Raw genomic sequence first — 17118 nt, 5'->3', positions numbered from 1 at the left:
GCTAGTTCAGCGGACGGGTCTGCACCGCCGCCGCGGGTGATGTGGGCGCTGCGCTGGCGCCGCCCTGGCGGGCCGCCTCGTAGACCGGCATCAACTGTTGCGCCCGGGCTTTCATGGCGGCGATGCGCGACTCCGGATTCGGGTGGGTGCTCAGCCAGTCCGGCGTGCCGCCGCTGCCGAAGCGGATCATCTTTTCCCACAGGGTTACCGCCGCGTTCGGATTGAAGCCGGCCCTGGCCGCCAGCTCGATGCCGACCTGGTCGGCCTCGCTCTCGGCCTCGCGGCTGTTGGGCAGTTGCAGACCCAGCGTGGCCACCGAATCGGCGATGGAAGCCAGGTTGCCGAGATTGACGCCGAACATGGCGCCCGCCAGCACGCCCGCCGTGAGCCCGGCTTTCTGCATCTGCGCCCGCGACAGTTTCTCGGCCTGGTGCGAGAGCAGGGCATGCGAGATCTCATGCCCGAGGACGGCCGCCAGTTCGTCGTCGGTCGGCTGGATCTTCTGCAACAGCCCCGTGTAGACCGCCATCTTGCCGCCGGCCATGCACCAGGCATTGATCTCGTCGCTCTTCAGGACGTGCACCTCCCAGCGCCAGTTCTGGACTTCCGGTCGCAGTTTGACCGCCTGCTGGATCAGCGGTTTGGCGATCGACTGGATGCGGTTGAGCTCGTAGGTGTCGTCATCCAGCAGGCGCTTCTGCGCGGCCTCGCCGATCAGCTGGGCATAGGCCTGGCTGGATTGCTGCGCGGCCGATTCGTCGCTGACCAGCATGGCCTGCGTGCGGCCGGTGATCTTGTTGGTGGCGCAGGCGGCGATGCCGGCAGCCAGCAGGACAATCATGGGGATACGGGCAGACATGGACACGGCTGGACTCCTGGACGATCGGGGGGCGCGGAGGAACTGCCCCCCGGCGGGTTCTTGGAACGGCCTGGCGGACCTCGGTCGGTCGGTCGGCCGGATGGCGATAGTTTACGTTGCCGGGCGAGGCGGCACCGAGGCATGGCGGGTTGGGGATGCCGGCGGCCGTCTTCAAGCCGCCGCCGCATGGCTGGTCCGTGCCTCCCGGCTCCGGCCCCGCCGGCCGGATCACGGTTCTGCCGTCGCGATGGGGTCACCCATCAGGCAGTTCCAGCCCCATCGGAGCCACTTCAGCAGGGTGTTGGCGAGCCACAGGGCCCAGGCCAGCATCAGGCCGCGATAGACCCACAGCGGTACGGACAGCACCCAGGGTCGCGGCAGGGTTTCCGGGCTGCGATCCAGGTACCAGACCAGATCCTGGGCCTGCGACTGATTGCCGGCAATCTGCATGGCCGGCAGGCCCAGGAGACCCTCGGCGACGGCTCCGGTGAGTGTGGCGAGCGCCACGAGCGACCACAGGATCAGGCCGGTCTGCGTCAACCGCAGGGTACGGCTGCCGGCCGGCAACGGCGTCCTTTCCCGCCAGGCGAGCGCCAGCAGCCAGCCGACAACGGCCAGGCCGCCGCTGACCGAGGCTTGGCTCAGCCCGACCAGCAGCAGCGCCCATTCGCCGAAGCGTGCCGGGCTATGCGGCAGCCTCGACAGTCCGAAGGCCAGCAGCACCAGCAGCGCCAGCACGCTCCAGAACAGCACCGCCGGGCCCATGCGCGGCCCGCCCAGCAGCCAGATCCAACGGTCCGGGCTCATCTCGACATGCACGGTAGCGTTGACGCTGGGCTGGCCCAGGCGAATGTCCGGTACCGGGAAGACGGTGCGGATGCCATCCTGGCTGGCCCAGTCGAGCCGGGCCGTCTGCCGGCCCGGATGCACCGGCAGGCGCACGGTGCGGCCGTCCTGGCGGATCGGCTGGGCCAGGCCGTCGATCGCCACGGCTTGCAGCTGCGCGCCGGGTGGCAGGGTCACCGGCAGCTGGCCGCCCTGCGAGCTGTGGAAGTTCAGGCTCAGCGAGGCTTGCGTGGCCCGTTTGCCCGGCCGCAGCCGCAGTTCGCTGCCATCGATGGTCAGGGTCTCGCCGGGCGCCCCGGCCGGCTGGGTGATGGCGAGCGTGACCTGCTCGCCGGGCCAGGGCCGCCATTCCGGCTGCCAGTGGCCATCGGGCGCGCGATGGTGGACCACGGCGATGCCCGAACTGGCGACATGCCAGCGGGGCCCGATGGCCAGGCGCCAGACCTCGGACCAGCGCCCGGTATCCGGCGCGGCGAGCGTCAGGGTGGCCTGTCGCGCCAGCGACGAAGTCCAGCCGCCCTCCGTCTCGCCGGCGGGCAGGCTGAAGCGGACATGGCCGCCGGCAGCCGGAAGGTCGGCCGTCAGCACCGATTCCCCCGGCAACAGGGGGATTTCCAGCGTCACCGCGCTGTCGGGCGGGGTCAGGCGGCGCACCCGGGTGACGACGCGCCAGTCGAGCCCCAGCGCCAGGGTTCGCTCCACCTCCAGAAAGGCCGGCAGCGGCTCGCCTGCGGCCAGCGCCGGCAGGGAGGACGGCGTCTCCCCGGTGATCCGCAGCAGGCGCAGCTGCACCTCGGGAACGCCGTGTTCACCGACTCCCTCGATACGCCAGCCGCTGCCGGCTGTCTCGATCCGGTGCGGCCGCAGGGGCAGGGGCAGCACGACCTGATCCTGCGCGGGCAGGCCACCGCCGAGTGCGACCCGGTGCCGGCCCGGCTCCAGCGCCAGCCAGAGCCGCCCCTCCTCGTCGCGCAGCAGGGCGGTGGCGGGTTTGCCGTCGACCTGCACCTGCGATGGCAGCCACCACCCCGGCTGCGCCGGCAAGGGCACGCCGACCGGAGCGGCGACATCGATGTCGAGTTGCAGGTTCAGGGTGCGTGGCCCGGTACTCACCGTCATGCGCGGGATATCGGCGCAGCGGGGCGCGCAGGCGGGCGGGGCGGTCAGCCGGTTCCGCAGTTCGTTGAGCAGCTCCGGAGTTGGCAGTTCGGCGGCGTGCGGCCGGGGCAGGAACAGCATCAGCAGCAACAGTCCTGCGGTCTGCCCGGCACGCAGCCGGAACCGTGGCCAGGGCGCATCGCCACGGATCAGCAGGGCCGCCAGTGCCGCGAGCAGGAGGACGCGCAGCCCATTGAGGAACAGGTTCATGGCCGGCGAAACCAGCACCAGCGTCAGGTTCTGGTCCTGCTGGACCGGCCCCTTCCAGACCAGGGCGATGCGGTTCCAGGTCCATGCCGGCCGCCCGGGTCCGGTCTGGGTCAGGGCATCGGGGTCGATGCGGTCGACGCCCAGCGCGACCGGTTCGGGCGCCGGCGCGGTCGGGCCGGCGGCCTTCATCGCCGGCGCCGCCGGCGGACTGTCCGGCATGCTTTCATCCCGGTTTTCCGCCAGCGCCGAGGCCACCTCGCCGGCAGCCTGCGCTCGGGCAACCTCGGGTGTCGCCAGGCCCGGGGCGCCGTAGGGATGTTCCAGCGCCGGATACAGGCCCAGGCGCAGCTGCTGGCCCAGGAACGGGATCGCGATCAGCGCCAGCACGACCACCGCCAGCAGCCGGTAACCCTGCACCCAGCGGCGCATCGTCGCCGCCCGCGCACCGCCTGCCGCCGTGGCCGGCAGTACCCGCAGCAGGCCGGCCACGGCCAGCAGGTTGACCCAGGCGAAACGCGGCGCCCCCGGTTCCTGCCAGATCAGCGTCAGGGTCAACAGGGTCAGCAGTCCCGCGCGCCAGTCCCACAGCTTGCCGGCCGCCAGGCCGAGGGTCAGCACGACGAAGAAGTCCAGCAGCGTCCAGGCCGTCATCCAGGCGCCTGGGGCCTCATCGACGCCCCAGGCGGTGACCAGCCGCCAGCCCGGCGGCAGGTTGAGCTCGGCCCGCAGCGACCGGAAATCCTTGCGCCAGCCGGTCGCCGACAGCGTCTGGCCCGCCGGCAGGCGGCTGTCGGCATGGAGGTCGAGGTCGCCGCGGCGGACCTCGACGCCGCGCTCGCCGCCGGCGGGGTCGAGAGTGATGGGCTGCGGCTCGCCATTCAGGAGCACCTGGCCGAGCCGCAGCCCGGCACCGGCGTTCAAGCGCCAGTCCCGAGTCATCTGGCCGCCGATGTGGTCAGCCACCGTGTAGCCGCCGCCGTCGAAATCCAGCCACAGGCTGCGGCTGAGGGTCAGCCGGTCCGGCTCCGGTTCCGGATCGCCGCGCCGCAGGACGTTCAGCCGCGGCACCGTGCCGGCTTCCAGCCGGTAGGCCGGCAGGTCGCGCCAGTCCTCCGGCAGTTGCGTCTGGCGCGGATCGACGGTGGCGGCATCCGCGACCTCGGCGAGGCGCACGGCGCGGTCGGCCCGGTAGGACCAGATTTCCTCGGTCGGCCAGGCTTCGCCGGCTGCGGCGCGCGGGAACTCGGTGATGCCGCCGGGATAGCGGGCCAGGAGTTCCAGCGACCAGCGGCCCGGTCGGACCTGCAGCCGCAGGGTACCGTCCGGCTCGAGGCGCGCGGGCAGGGGGCTGTCCAGCCGCATCGCTACGGCCTGGGGCAACAGTGCGCCGGCCAGGGCGATCTCGCGGCTTTTGCCGGCGACATCGAGGTCGACATGGGTCAGTACCCGGACCGGCACGCCGTCGTCGAGGCGGCGGAACACGGCGACATGCAGCGTGTCCGAGGCCGCGGCCGGCGGTTCGTCCGCCGCCGGCGCGAGCCAGAGCTGGCCCTGTTCGTTGAGGGTGGGGAAGTCCACCGGCCTCCCGTGCACTTTCAGGTCGATCAGCGCCGATCCCGCTGGCAGGGCCAAGGTGGGGGGCAGCCGGTCCCAGCGGAAGCGACCCGACAGATAGTGGGTGCCGGGCGGCAGCGAGGCATACGGCAGGCCATCCCGCTCGACAACCGGCAGCGGCCGGCCGTTGGCCGTCGCCGCCTGGGGCCAGTGCACGGTGTCGCCCGGCAGCGCCACCTGCTGCTCGGCATAGACCGCCAGCGCCAGCTCGAAGCGCCCGCCGCGCCCGTCGAGATCAAGGCGCAACCGGCCGGGCCAGACGCAGGGCCGCATCCCGGCGTGGTCCGTGAGCGCCGGGCAGCCGAGGTTGCGCTCCGGCCACAGTACCCAGTCCTGCCAGGGTTTCAGCGCGTCCGGGATGGCGGTGGCCGGGAGGGGGGCGGCGCCCGATGTCTGGCTCAGGAGCCAGGCCAGGCCGGCAAGCAGCAGCAGACCACGGTGCGACATGGATCACCTCGAAGGTCGGTGGCGGCCCTGCCGCCGGAGTGGGCAGTATCGCCGAATCGGTGCCGGGCGCCTATCCGTGGCGGATCGCCGGCGATCCGGTGGCGGTATCGCTCAGGGTATCGACGAGGTTCGGGTCGGTTCGGGATTGTCGCGCCCGGCGGACGTCGCTGCGCCGGCGGGGTCCGGGGGAAGCCGGCCGAGCGTGGCGGCATGCTGGCGGATGCCCCGGTACAGCGCGCCCGCCAGGCGCTCCTGCTGCTTCGGGTCCAGCAGCCGGGCTTCCTCGTCGGGATTGGAGATGAAGGCCATCTCCACCAGCAGGGACGGCACGTCCAGCGATTTCAGCACGGCGAAGCCGGCCTTCTGCACGCCCGGGTTGTGCAGGCGGAATTCCTGCTGCAAGGCTCCCAGTACCTGGCCGGCGGCGCGTTCGCTGGCTTCGATGTTGGCGTTCTTGGACAGGTCCACCAGCACCGAGGCCAGCACGGCGTCCTGCGTACTGAGATCGACGCCGCCCACCTCGCCGGCATTCTCGCGGTCGGCCAGGCAGCGGGCAGCCTCGCTGCTGGCACCCGATTCGGACAGGATGTAGACCGAGGAACCGCTGGCCTCGCCGTCGGCATAGGCGTCCGCGTGCAGCGAGACGAACAGGTCGGCACGGGCCCGGTGGGCGATCTCGGCCCGCTGGCGCAGGTTGAGGAAGCGGTCGTCGGCGCGCACCAGGATGCCGCGCATGCCGGGCTCGCGGTTTAGCTGTCTGGCCAGCCGCCGCGCCACGGCAAGCACGACATCCTTCTCCAGGGTGCCGCGCGGGCCCTGGGCGCCGCCATCCTTGCCGCCATGGCCGGCATCGATGACGACCACGAAGCGTGGCTGGACGGCCGGCGCCTGCCTGGCGCTGGGGGCGGTCGAAGACTTCTGGGTATCGGCGCCGGCCGGCACGGGGCCGGCGACGAGTCCGCCCAGGGCCAGCAGGCACAGCGTCCGGGCCAGGCCACGGACCCGCCCGGGAACGTCAGACAGGGAAACACGCAAGGGAGAAGGAGGCTTCATCGTGGGGCAGAATCGGGGAGCGCGCACCTTACCGTCACGCTTCTTCCGGCGCAAGCCGCGCCGCGCCTCAGACTGGTGCCAGGCCCATGGCTTGCAAGTGCCGCCGGCAGCTGTCGGCCTGGGTATAGGGAGCGGCGCCCTGTCGCAGCAGGGCCGCATCCGGCGGGTTGTCCAGCGTCTCGCGCATGGCCGCGGCCAGCGCGGCCGGATCGCCCGGCGGCACCAGCCGGCCGTAGCGGCCGTCCTGCAGGATCTCGCGCGGGCCGGTCGGGCAGTCGGTGGACACCACCGGGATGCCCAGCGCCAGCGCTTCGATCAGCACGATCGGTCCCCCTTCGCGCAGCGAACTGACAGCGAGCAGGCTGGCGCGCCGCAGGCTGGCGTAAGGGTTGTCGAAAAAGCCCGGCAGGTCGACATCCTCGCCGACCCCGAGCCGCGTGGCCAGCTGAAGCAGCCGGTCGCGCTGCCGCCCCCGGCCGAGGATCAGCAGCCGGCAGGCGCGCTCGGCGCGCAGCTGCGCGAAGGCGCGGATCAGGGTCGGGTAGTCCTTCACCCGCGCCAGCCGCCCCAGGGCCATGATGACCGGTGGCTGGCCGGCGGCGAACCAGGGATGTCCGGGTTCGACGGCGGCCAGCCGCTCGACATCGGCGGTGAGCGTGGGGTTGGGTATCGCCGTCACACGCGCCGGCGGAATGCCCAGTTCCGCGACGATTTCCCGCGCTGCGCCGGTGGACGTGGTAATGACGCCGTCGCAGGCCAGGAACAGCCGTGCCAGTTGTCGGCGGCGGAAGCCGCCGGTCAGCCAGTGCAGGCGATCCTCGCGCAGGCGGCTGACGATGGCGGTGCCGACGCGGATGTAGAAGCGCGCGCCGCTGCGGTCCGCGAGTTGTGCCTTGACGCGCACGGCGATGCGATCGTCGGCATCGTTGGCGCTGATGACGGCCGCCACCGCATGCGCGCCGAGGTAGTCGGCCAGCGCCTGGCCACTGGCTTCGGGCCGGCCGCCTGGCAGCCGAATGCGCTCGACGCCGGACTGAAGCTGCGACTGGAACGCCCCCTCGGTCTGCCGCAGCAGGATGGCGACCGGATAGCCCAGGGCGCTGAAGCCGTTGGCCAGGTTGACGGTGTCGCGCTCGACGCCGCCGTCGCCGAAGGAGGGCGAGAAGAACACGATGCGGAGGCGACGCGCCCCGTTCGGCGTGACGATGTCAGTCACGCGGCAAGGGTTCCGGCCGGCGGGCGGGTTGGTCCAGATGCAGTGCCTGGATGTAGGCGCTGGTGGCGTTCTCGATCTCGTAGGGCCGGGCGGCCTCTTGCAGCCTGGCCTTCGGCAGGGGCGACCGGAGCACCTCGGCCATGGCGGCGGCCAGCGCCTCGTGATCGCCCACCGGCACCAGCGGTCCGTAGTCGCCATCGTGCAGGATTTCCCGCGGGCCGCTGGGGCAGTCGGTCGAGACCGAGGGAATGCCGACCGCCAGCGCCTCGATCAGGGCGAAGCCGAGCCCCTCCAGCAGCGAGGTGAAGGCGAACAGGCTGGCCTGGGCCAGCCAGGCATGGGGTGCCTCGACGAAGCCGGGCAGCGCCAGCTGCTCGGCGACACCGAGCGCGTGCGCCGTCGCCAGCAGGCGTTCGCGATCCTGTCCCCGGCCGAGGATCATCAGCCGGCAGGGCAGGCGCTCGCGCAGCCGGGCGAAGGCGCGGATCAGGGTGACGAAGTCCTTGCGGGCACAGAGTTCGCCGAGGCCCATGATGATCGGCGGTCCGCCGTCGCCGAACCAGGGGTGGTCGGGCGTCCCGAAACGGCCTTCGAATGCCGCGGCCGGCACGACCGGGCAGGGCACGACCGAGATGTGCCGGCGTGGCAGGCCCGTATAGGCGGCCATGTCGTCCGCCACACCCCGGGAGGTGACGATGACATTGTCGGCATAGCGGTACAGCCGGCCGGTGGAAAACCGCGTCTTGACGCGATGCAGCAGGCCGCGCTGGGCGCAGTCGATCGACAGCGTGGTGCCGGTGCCGACGGCGAGGTAGCTGGACGATCCGGCCAGGGCATGGGCGAGGATCGCGGTGTGGTTCACGCGATCCTTGTCGCAATAGAGCGTCCTCGGCCGGTGGCGGCGCAGGTAGTGGGCCAGCGGCAGCAGGCTGGAATAGGTATGCGCCGTGCCCAGGTCGATGACCCGCACGCCCTCGGGCAGGCTGTCCAGATAGGGGCCGTGCTTGCGGACCTTCAGCACGTCGACGGCATAGCCGCGCCTGGCCAGGGCCGGCACCAGATTCTGCGCCAGCCGGTCGACGCCGCTGTGGCCCGAGGTGGAAAAGAAGATGGCCAGGTCGGTGCTCATGTCGGGTATGCCCTGAGGCTGACGGTCGGCGGATGAGCCGGCCGGGCGGCGTGATGTGGCGCTTGTCGCGGACATGTTGCGATCTTCATCGGCAGGCATGGGGATCGGGACGGAGGGTCGGCGGCCGCGACACGGGGGTGGACTATTGTAGCGAAGCCGGTCCGCCATGGGGTTTCCCTCGCGCCCGGTGGGCCGGCCGTATAATGCCGGGCTTTTCCCGGGGGTCCGTTGCGCGTCATGTCCGGCAGCCGTTTTCCGCTTTCCTGTTCCGCCTGCCGGCCGGCCGCGACGGCGCTCGGCAATCGTCTGCTGCTGCTGGGGGTCTATGGCTTTGCCCTGTCGCTGCTGACCAACCGCGGCACCTATGTCCTGAGCCAGCAGGTGACAGCGGCCGCCCTGCTGCTGATCGGCATCGGCGAGCCGGCCCGCCTGCGGCTGCCGCGGCCGCTGGTCTGGCTGTGGGGAGCGGGACTGGTGTTCCTGGTGCTGGGCGTGACGATGGCGGTCCAGCCGAGCCCGGGGCACGAGCCTGCCATCCTGCTGGGCGGGCTCGTGATGGCGACGGCCATGACCCTGCTGCCCCCGCGCGTGTCGGCGCGCTTCGATCACCGTACGGCGATGATCCTGCTGCTGCTGGTGTTTGTCGCCACCCAGGGCGTCGCCGACCTGCTCGGTTCCCGCGGCAACCACGACGGGCCGCGCGGCCTCTACCGCAACATCCACTACATGGCGGCCTATGCGGTACTGGTGCTGCCGCCGCTCGCCTGTCTGGCCCTGGCCCTGCGCGCCCGGGTCCGCTGGCTGCTGGTGCTGGCCCTGGTGGTGGATCTGGCGATGCTGCTGCTGACCCATTCGCGGCCCGGCTACCTGGCCCTGTTCTGCATGCCGCTGGCCCTGGTGCCGCATCTGTCACCGCGCCTCGGCTGGCGGCTGGCCGGGTTCAGCCTGCTGCTGGCGGCGGGACTCTATGCCTCCGGCGGGTTCGGCTTCGCGGATCGCATCGACGATTTCCTCGTCCATATCGACCAGGAGGAGCGCTGGGTGCTGTGGCGGGAGTTCATCCCTCTGCAACTGTCCAGCACGCCGCTGCAGTGGTGGCTGGGCCACGGCTTCGGCGCCTATTACCGGGATTACCAGGCCTATTCCAGCCTCCGTCATGTCAAGGATTTTGTCTTCCCGCACAACTTCCTCCTGGAAATCCTCTACAGCCATGGGCTGCTGGGGCTGACGCTGCTCCTTGCCGCCTTCGCGCTGGGCTATCGGGGGCTGGCGCGCGCCATCCGCGACAGCCGGACATTGCCGGAGCGGCGCCGGGGCCTGGCGTTGCTGGCTGCCTGGGCCGGCTTCCTGGTGGTGGGCTTCCTGACCCTGCCGTTTTTCGCCCGCCATCATTTTCATCCCCTCAGCCTGCTGATCGGGGCCAGCTTCTGCCATATCCGCACAATCCCGCGCCATGCCTGATGCGATCCTGCCGGCCGTCAGCCTCGTCATTCCCAATTTCAACGGTGCCCGGCTGCTGGGCGCCAATCTGCCGGCTGTGCTGGCCGCCGCCGCGCACTATCCCGGCGACTGCGAGATCATCGTCGTCGACGATGGCTCGACGGATGACAGCGTGGCGCGGCTGACGCGCGAGTTTCCCGGCGTCAGGCTGGTGCAGCATGCCGTCAACCGCGGTTTTGCCGAGGCCGTGCATTCCGGGGTCGAGGTGGCGGCGAACGAGTGCCTGGTGCTGCTCAACTCCGACGTGCGGCCGGACGCCGATTTCATCGCTCCGCTGATCCGGCACCTGCAGGCGCCGGATGTGTTCGCGGTCGCGCCGCTGATCGTCGACGGACAGGGGCGCCCCACCGACGAATCCTGGCGCGGCTACGAGATCCGCCGCCGGCGCCTGCGGCCACTGAAACTGGGCGGACGCCTGCCGGATCGGGCGGTGCCGACCCTGTTCGCCTCCGGCGGCTCGATGGCGGTCAGGAAGTCGCGCTTCCAGGCCCTGGGCGGTTTCCATCCCATCTACCAGCCGTTCTACTGGGAGGACATCGACCTGGGACTGCGGGCCTGGCGCCGCGGCTGGCGCAGCCTGTTCGAGCCGGGCTGCCGCATCGTCCACGACCACAGCGATTCCTCCATCAAGCGGCACGTGCGGGCCGCGCGCATCCAGCGCATCGGTCGCCGCAACAAGTTCCTGTTCGAGTGGATCCATCTCTCGCCGGAGGCCTTGCGGCAGGTGATTCCGGGATATGCCGTGCAGGCGCTGACCCGGCTGCTGCGGCTGGATTTCGTCTACCTCGGCGGTCTGTATGCCGCGCTGCGGCGACTGCCCGAGGTGAGCGCCCTCCGCCGCGAGCTGGCGGCGACCAGTTGCCTGGATTACCAGGCGATCGTCGATACCGTCCGCGAGGGGCTGGCGCGGGCGTGGACGGAATCGCAGCCGGCCGCCACCCCGGCCGGCCCGCTCAGGGAGACGCCTGACCGGCGCGTGTCAGGGGAATATCCAGCAGGGGCTGGCGATCGCAATCCCGGTAGTTGAAGTGCCACCACTCGTTGGCCAGCACGGTGTAGCCCTGGGCCGCCATGGCCTGGCGCAGGAGCGCCCGGGTGCGCCGGGTTGCCGGGCTTGCACCCGGCCAGTCCGCATGGGCGCGCACGCTGAAGTCGTCGAAGGCGCTGGGCATGGGGACTTCCCGCCCGGTCGTCAGGTCGTAGAGACCGACATCCACCGCGCAGCCGCGGTTGTGACGCGAGCCGGTATCCGGATCGGCGACATAGCCCTGCCGGCGGTCGGACTCGCTCGCCGCGTCCCATAGCGCCTTGGTGATGTGCCAGGGCCGGTAGGCGTCGTAGACCAAGAGGCCGTAGCCCTCGGCGGCGAGGCTCCGGTGCGCGCGGCCCAGGGCCGCGGCCGCTGCCGGCAGCAGGTAGGCCCGGGCGACCGGGTACAGCGGCCAGCCAGTGAAGTTGCGGGGGGTGGCGTAGCGGAGATCGAGCCGGATGCCGGGTTCGACCCGGACGATCTCCGTCAGCCTGGCCTGGTGCTCGATCACGGGCGGGGCCTGGCAGGCCGGGAGGCCCAGCCCGCCGAGCAGGAGCGCCAGCGGGAGCCGGCGCCGCGAGCGGCCGGTGCGGCTCATCCGTCGGCCTGGATGCCACCCGCGGTGAGAGCCTTCGGGTTCAGCAGCCGTTCCAGCTCGGCGCGGGGAATGTCGGTCATCTCGGCGGCGACCTCGATGATCGGCCGCCGCGACTGATAGGCGGTCTTGGCGATCCTGGCGGCCTCCAGATAGCCGATCACCGGATTCAGTGCGGTGACCAGGATGGGATTCAGGGCCAGCGCCCGTTCCAGGTTGTCGGTCCGTACCGTGAAGTTGGCGATGGCCTTCTGCGCCAGCAGGCGGGCGGCGTTGGCCAGCAGCTCGATGCTCTGCAGCAGGTTGTAGACGATCACCGGCAGCATCACGTTGAGCTGGAACGCGCCCGACTGGCCGGCTACCGTGATGGTGGCATCGTTGCCGATGACCTGGGCGGCGACCATGCCGACCGATTCCGGGATCACCGGGTTGACCTTGCCGGGCATGATGGAACTGCCCGGTTGCAATGCCGGCAGCTCGATCTCGCCGAGCCCCGCCAGCGGGCCGGAATTCATCCAGCGCAGGTCATTGGCGATCTTCATCAGGCTCACGGCGACGGTCTTGAGCTGGCCGGACAGCTCCACCGCCGCGTCCTGGGTGCTCAGGCTCTCGAAGAAGTTCTCGTTCGGCGCCAGCGCGATGCCGGTCTTCTGGCTGAGCGCCGCGGCGATGCGCCGGGCGAATTCCGGGTGCGCGTTGATGCCGGTGCCGACCGCCGTGCCGCCCTGGGCCAGCTTGTGGATGCGGGTCAGGGCCGACTCGATGCGCGCGCTGCCGTTGCGGACCTGGAAGGCCCAGCCGTCGAGTTCCTGGCCGAGCGTGATGGGCATGGCGTCCATCAGGTGCGTGCGGCCGGTCTTCACCGCGTCGTCCAGCGTGCGCGCCCGGGTTTCCAGCGCATCGGCGAGGGTATCCAGCGCCGGCAGCAGTTTGCCCTTGCATTCCAGGGCGGCGCTCAGGTGAATGGCGGTGGGGATGGTGTCGTTGCTGCTCTGGCCCATGTTGACGTGGTCGTTGGCGCTGACCGGCCGTCCGGAAACCCGGGCGGCCAGCGTCGCGATGACCTCATTGGCGTTCATGTTGGTGCTGGTGCCGGAGCCGGTCTGGAAGACATCGACCGGAAACTGGTCGAGATGATGTCCCTCGACGATCTCGGCGGCGGCCGACTGGATGGCGTCGGCGATCTGCGGATCCAGCATGCCCAGCTGGGCGTTCACCTCCGCCGCGCATTGCTTGATCAGCGCTACCGCGCGGATGAAGGCCGGCGGCAGGGTCAGTCCGCTGACCGGAAAGTTTTCCACCGCGCGCTGGGTCTGGGCCGCGTACAGCGCATCGACGGGGACCTTCAGCTCGCCCATGCTGTCCTGTTCGGTTCGAAATACCGTGCTCATGCGTGTCTCCGGTTCGATTGGGGTTGCGAAAAAAAGCAGGGCCGTTCAGTCGGGTGACAGGAAGGTGGCCAGCTCCTGCGCGCCGAAGGGCCAGTCCAGCTCGCGCCCGTCGGCGCGGCGCAGCACCGGGATGCGCATCCCGTAGCCCGCCAGCAGGGCATCGTCGGCGGCGATGTCGATCAGCTCCAGCGCGGCGGGATCGGCGCGGGTCGGCAGTGCCTGCCGCACCCGGTCCGCTGCTATCTCGCACAGATGGCAGCCGTCCGTGCCGTAGAGCAGCAGGCGCCGCATGGGCGCTCAGTCCGGCTCGTAGGCCAGGGTTGGCGCCAGCCAGCGTTCCATGTCCGCCAGCGACAGACCCTTGCGGCGGGCGTAATCCTCGACCTGGTCGCGACCGATCTTGCCGACGTTGAAATAGCGCGCCGCCGGGTGGCTGAAATACCAGCCGCTGACCGAGGAGGCCGGGGTCATGGCGAAGGACTCGGTCAGGTGGATGCCGCTGCGCGATTCCACCTCGAGCAGGCGGAACAGCGTCGCCTTCTCGGTGTGGTCGGGGCAGGCGGGATAGCCGGGGGCCGGGCGGATGCCGCGATAGGCCTCCTCGATCAAGGCCTCGTTGTTCAGCGCTTCGTCCGGGGCATAGCCCCAGAATTCACGGCGCACGCGGCGGTGCAGGCACTCGGCGAAGGCCTCGGCCAGCCGGTCGGCCAGCGCCTTGAGCAGGATGCTGCTGTAGTCGTCATGCTCGGCGGCGAAGCGGTCGAGGTGTTCCTCGATGCCGATGCCGGCGGTCACGGCAAAGCCACCGACGTAGTCGGCGATGCCGCTCTCCTGCGGCGCGACGAAGTCGGACAGCGCATAGTTGGGCTGGCCCGGCGGCTTGACGGACTGCTGGCGCAGGTGGTGCAGGACAGCGAGCGGGCGCTGGCGGCTTTCGTCCTCATACAGCTGGATGTCGTCCCCGACCCGCGCCGCCGGGAAGAAACCCAGCACGGCGCGCGCGGTGAGCCACTCGTCCGCGACCAGGGTCTCCAGCATGGCCCGGGCATCGGCATACAGCGCGCGGGCCTGCTCGCCGACGATCTCGTCGTCCAGAATTTTCGGGTAGCTGCCGGCCAGCTCCCAGGTGTGGAAGAACGGCGACCAGTCGATGAAGTCGACCAGTTCCGCCAGCGGGTAGCGGTCGAAGGTCTGCACGCCCAGGAATCCGGGCCGGGGCGCGGCGTAGCCGGTCCAGTCGGCGCGGAAGGCATTGGCGCGGGCGGCGGCGATGTCGTGCAGGGGCGCCCTGGCCTTGCGGCCGCCGTGGTGGACGCGGACCTCCTCGTATTCCCGGCGGATGCGGGCGACATAGTCATTGCGCAGGTCCTCGCTCAGCAGGCTGCCGGCGACGCCGACGGCGCGCGAGGCGTCGGTCACGTAGACGGTCGGGCCGGCCTGGTAGTGAGGCTCGATCTTGACCGCGGTGTGCGCCCGCGAGGTGGTGGCGCCGCCGATCAGCAGCGGGATGGCGAAACCCAGGCGCTGCATCTCCCTGGCGACATGCACCATCTCGTCCAGCGACGGGGTGATGAGGCCGGAGAGGCCGATGATGTCCACCCGGTGCTCGCGCGCGGCATCCAGGATCTTCTCGCAGGGCACCATCACGCCCAGGTCGACCACGTCGAAGCCGTTGCATTGCAGCACCACGCCGACGATGTTCTTGCCGATGTCGTGGACGTCGCCCTTCACGGTGGCCATGAGGATCTTGCCGTTGGACTTCGGCGCGGGATTCAGCGCCTTTTCCGCCTCCATGAACGGCATCAGGTAGGCCACCGATTTCTTCATGACCCGGGCCGACTTCACCACCTGCGGCAGAAACATCTTGCCGGCGCCGAACAGGTCGCCGACGACGTTCATGCCGTCCATCAGCGGGCCCTCGATGACATGCAGGGGCCGCTCGAACTGCTGGCGGGCTTCCTCGGTATCAGCCTCGATGAATTCGTCGATTCCCTTGACCAGGGCGTGTTCCAGCCGTTTGGCGACCGGCCAGGCGCGCCAGGCCTGGTCCTCCTTTTTTTCCGTCGTGCCGCCCTCCTCGCGGTACCGGTCGGCGAGTTCCAGCAGCCGTTCGGTGGCGCCGTCGTGCCGCGCCAGGATCACGTCCTCGATGGTGTCGCGGAGTTCCGCCGGGATGTCCGCGTAGATGGCCAGCTGGCCGGCGTTGACGATGCCCATGTCCATGCCGTTGCGGATGGCGTGGTAGAGGAACACGGCGTGGATGGCCTCGCGCACGGCATTGTTGCCGCGGAACGAGAACGAGACGTTGGAGACGCCACCCGAGATCAGCGCGTGGGGCAGGGTCTCCTTGATGATCTTGACCGCCTCGATGAAATCCAGCCCATAGCGGTTGTGTTCTTCGATGCCGGTGGCGACGGCGAAGATGTTGGGATCGAAGATGATGTCCTCGGGCGGGAAGTCCAGCTTTTCGGTGAGGAGCCTGTAGGCGCGGGTACAAATCTCGACCTTGCGCGCCACCGTGTCGGCCTGGCCAACCTCGTCGAAGGCCATGACGATGACCGCGGCGCCATAGCGGCGCACCAGCCGGGCCTGGCGCAGGAAGGCGTCCTCGCCCTCCTTCATCGAGATGGAGTTGACGATGCCCTTGCCCTGCACGCACTTGAGGCCGGCCTCGAGGATGTCCCACTTGGACGAATCGAGCATCACCGGCACGCGGGCGATGTCCGGTTCGGCGGCGATCAGATTCAGGAACCGCACCATCGCGGCCTGCGAATCCAGCATGCCCTCGTCCATGTTGATGTCGATGATCTGGGCGCCGTTTTCCACCTGCTGGCGGGCGACCTCCAGCGCCTCTTCGTACCTTTCCTCGCGGATCAGCCGCCGGAAGACGGCCGAGCCGGTGACATTGGTGCGCTCGCCGACGTTGACGAACAGGGTGTCGGCGCCGATGTTCAGCGGCTCCAGTCCGGCCAGGCGACATTGCGGCTCGGGTGACGGTACCCGGCGCGGCGGGCAATCCTTTACCGCGTCGTGGATGGCCTTGATGTGCGGCGGGCGGGTGCCGCAGCAGCCGCCGATGATGTTGAGAAAGCCCTGTTCGGCCCATTCGGCGATCTCCCTGGCCATGGCCTCGGGCGATTCGTCGTACTCGCCGAACTCGTTGGGCAGGCCGGCATTGGGATGGGCCGAGACATGGGTGTCGGCAAGGTTCGACAGTTCCTCGATGTACTGGCGCAACTGCTTGGCGCCCAGCGCGCAGTTGAAGCCGAAGGAGATGGGCTTGGCATGGCGCAGCGAGTTCCAGAAGGCGCCGACGGTCTGGCCGGACAGGGTACGGCCGGAGGCGTCGGTGATGGTGCCGGAGATCATGACGGGCAGGGGCAGCCCGTGATCCTCGGCGAACTGCTCGACGGCGAACACGGCGGCCTTGGCGTTGAGGGTGTCGAACACCGTTTCGATCAGGATCAGGTCGGCGCCGCCGTCGACCAGGCCGCGGGTGGCCTCGGTGTAGGCCTCCACCAGTTCGTCGAAGTGGACATTGCGGAAACCGGGATCGTTGACGTCGGGCGAGAGGGTCGCCGTGCGGCTGGTCGGACCCAGCACGCCAGCGACGAAGCGTGGCCGGTCCGGGGTTTGCGCGGTCGTCGCGTCGCAGGCGGCGCGGGCCAGACGGGTGGCTTCGACGTTCAGTTCGTAGACCAGCGCCTCCATACCGTAGTCCGCCATGCTGATGCGGTTGGCGTTGAAGGTGTTGGTTTCGAGAATGTCGGCGCCGGCCTCCAGATAGGCGTCGTGGATGGCGCGGATGATCTGCGGCTGGGTCAGGGCCAGCAGGTCGTTGTTGCCCTTGAGATCACGTGGCCATTCGGCGAAGCGTTCGCCCCGATAGTCCGCCTCGGCCAGCTGGTAGGTCTGGATCATGGTGCCCATGGCGCCATCCAGGAACAGGATGCGTTCGGCCAGCAGCGACCGAATCTGGCGGGTCCGGGCAGCGTAATCTTGGGTCATGGCGGGGCGGGTCATCGTGCGCAAAACGCGGCATTGTAGAGGCTGGCGCCATGCCTATAAAC

The 17118-nt window shown here is 70.0% G+C and carries 11 protein-coding genes; 2 read left to right on the top strand and 9 right to left on the bottom strand.

Translation table 11 applies throughout. The annotated features are described in order from the left end of the window. Window position 1 precedes the first annotated feature (1 nt). The 5 genes from ACH5N8_RS09300 to ACH5N8_RS09280 form a co-directional block, all read right to left on the bottom strand. Window positions 2-859 (bottom strand): M48 family metallopeptidase, encoded by an 858-nt coding sequence (locus tag ACH5N8_RS09300; protein WP_460026398.1) that lies wholly within the window; start codon window positions 857-859, stop codon window positions 2-4. A 228-nt stretch (window positions 860-1087) separates the two neighbouring features. Then, entirely contained in the window at window positions 1088-5134 is a 4047-nt protein-coding gene (locus ACH5N8_RS09295) for a hypothetical protein (protein WP_483281104.1), read from the bottom strand. Window positions 5135-5245: 111 nt separating this feature from the next. Beyond that, window positions 5246-6187: an N-acetylmuramoyl-L-alanine amidase family protein gene (locus ACH5N8_RS09290; protein WP_483281103.1), complete on the bottom strand. Its 942-nt coding sequence runs from the start codon at window positions 6185-6187 to the stop codon at window positions 5246-5248. A 67-nt stretch (window positions 6188-6254) separates the two neighbouring features. Further along, window positions 6255-7403, bottom strand: a complete 1149-nt coding sequence (locus tag ACH5N8_RS09285; protein WP_483281102.1) for a glycosyltransferase — start codon at window positions 7401-7403, stop codon at window positions 6255-6257. After that, window positions 7396-8532 carry a glycosyltransferase gene (locus tag ACH5N8_RS09280; protein WP_483281101.1) on the bottom strand — a complete coding sequence of 379 codons (1137 nt, stop codon included), beginning with the start codon at window positions 8530-8532 and terminating at the stop codon, window positions 7396-7398. The genes ACH5N8_RS09285 and ACH5N8_RS09280 overlap by 8 nt, the downstream gene beginning before the upstream one ends. 237 nt (window positions 8533-8769) lie before the next feature. On the opposite strand from ACH5N8_RS09280, the gene ACH5N8_RS09275 reads away from it, so the two are divergent. Both ACH5N8_RS09275 and ACH5N8_RS09270 read left to right on the top strand, forming a co-directional pair. Then, a complete protein-coding gene (locus tag ACH5N8_RS09275; RefSeq protein WP_483281100.1) occupies window positions 8770-9993 on the top strand; it encodes an O-antigen ligase family protein in 1224 nt (407 codons plus the stop codon). Continuing rightward, complete coding sequence (locus tag ACH5N8_RS09270; RefSeq protein ID WP_483281099.1) at window positions 9986-11059, top strand: glycosyltransferase family 2 protein; 1074 nt, start codon at window positions 9986-9988, stop codon at window positions 11057-11059. Before ACH5N8_RS09275 ends, ACH5N8_RS09270 begins: the two co-directional genes overlap by 8 nt. Here the strand turns inward: ACH5N8_RS09270 and ACH5N8_RS09265 are convergent. The 4 genes from ACH5N8_RS09265 to metH are packed head-to-tail and all read right to left on the bottom strand — an operon-like array spanning window position 10986 to window position 17056. After that, window positions 10986-11660 carry a M15 family metallopeptidase gene (locus ACH5N8_RS09265; protein ID WP_483281098.1) on the bottom strand — a complete coding sequence of 225 codons (675 nt, stop codon included), beginning with the start codon at window positions 11658-11660 and terminating at the stop codon, window positions 10986-10988. The genes ACH5N8_RS09270 and ACH5N8_RS09265 overlap by 74 nt on opposite strands. Then, window positions 11657-13048 carry a class II fumarate hydratase gene (locus ACH5N8_RS09260; RefSeq protein WP_483281097.1) on the bottom strand — a complete coding sequence of 464 codons (1392 nt, stop codon included), beginning with the start codon at window positions 13046-13048 and terminating at the stop codon, window positions 11657-11659. Before ACH5N8_RS09260 ends, ACH5N8_RS09265 begins: the two co-directional genes overlap by 4 nt. A 45-nt stretch (window positions 13049-13093) precedes the next feature. Next, window positions 13094-13339, bottom strand: a complete 246-nt coding sequence (locus tag ACH5N8_RS09255; RefSeq protein ID WP_483281096.1) for a glutaredoxin family protein — start codon at window positions 13337-13339, stop codon at window positions 13094-13096. A gap of 6 nt (window positions 13340-13345) precedes the next feature. After that, entirely contained in the window at window positions 13346-17056 is a 3711-nt protein-coding gene (gene metH, locus ACH5N8_RS09250; RefSeq protein ID WP_483281095.1) for a methionine synthase, read from the bottom strand. Between the last annotated feature and the right edge of the window lie 62 nt (window positions 17057-17118).

It is taken from the genome of Methyloparacoccus sp. NF-16 (assembly GCF_056880625.1).
The sequence above is the reverse complement of the archived record's forward strand: the minus strand, read 5'-3'. Positions and strand labels throughout refer to the sequence as shown.

Excerpts from the sequence above, each read along its gene's own strand:
- ACH5N8_RS09300 (WP_460026398.1), bottom strand. The coding sequence starts at position 859 with ATGTCTGCCCGTATCCCCATGATTGTCCTGCTGGCTGCCGGCATCGCC.
- ACH5N8_RS09295 (WP_483281104.1), bottom strand. The coding sequence starts at position 5,134 with ATGTCGCACCGTGGTCTGCTGCTGCTTGCCGGCCTGGCCTGGCTCCTG.
- ACH5N8_RS09290 (WP_483281103.1), bottom strand. The coding sequence starts at position 6,187 with ATGAAGCCTCCTTCTCCCTTGCGTGTTTCCCTGTCTGACGTTCCCGGG.
- ACH5N8_RS09280 (WP_483281101.1), bottom strand. The coding sequence starts at position 8,532 with ATGAGCACCGACCTGGCCATCTTCTTTTCCACCTCGGGCCACAGCGGC.
- ACH5N8_RS09275 (WP_483281100.1), top strand. The coding sequence starts at position 8,770 with ATGTCCGGCAGCCGTTTTCCGCTTTCCTGTTCCGCCTGCCGGCCGGCC.
- ACH5N8_RS09270 (WP_483281099.1), top strand. The coding sequence starts at position 9,986 with ATGCCTGATGCGATCCTGCCGGCCGTCAGCCTCGTCATTCCCAATTTC.
- ACH5N8_RS09265 (WP_483281098.1), bottom strand. The coding sequence starts at position 11,660 with ATGAGCCGCACCGGCCGCTCGCGGCGCCGGCTCCCGCTGGCGCTCCTG.
- ACH5N8_RS09260 (WP_483281097.1), bottom strand. The coding sequence starts at position 13,048 with ATGAGCACGGTATTTCGAACCGAACAGGACAGCATGGGCGAGCTGAAG.
- ACH5N8_RS09255 (WP_483281096.1), bottom strand. The coding sequence starts at position 13,339 with ATGCGGCGCCTGCTGCTCTACGGCACGGACGGCTGCCATCTGTGCGAG.
- metH (WP_483281095.1), bottom strand. The coding sequence starts at position 17,056 with ATGACCCAAGATTACGCTGCCCGGACCCGCCAGATTCGGTCGCTGCTG.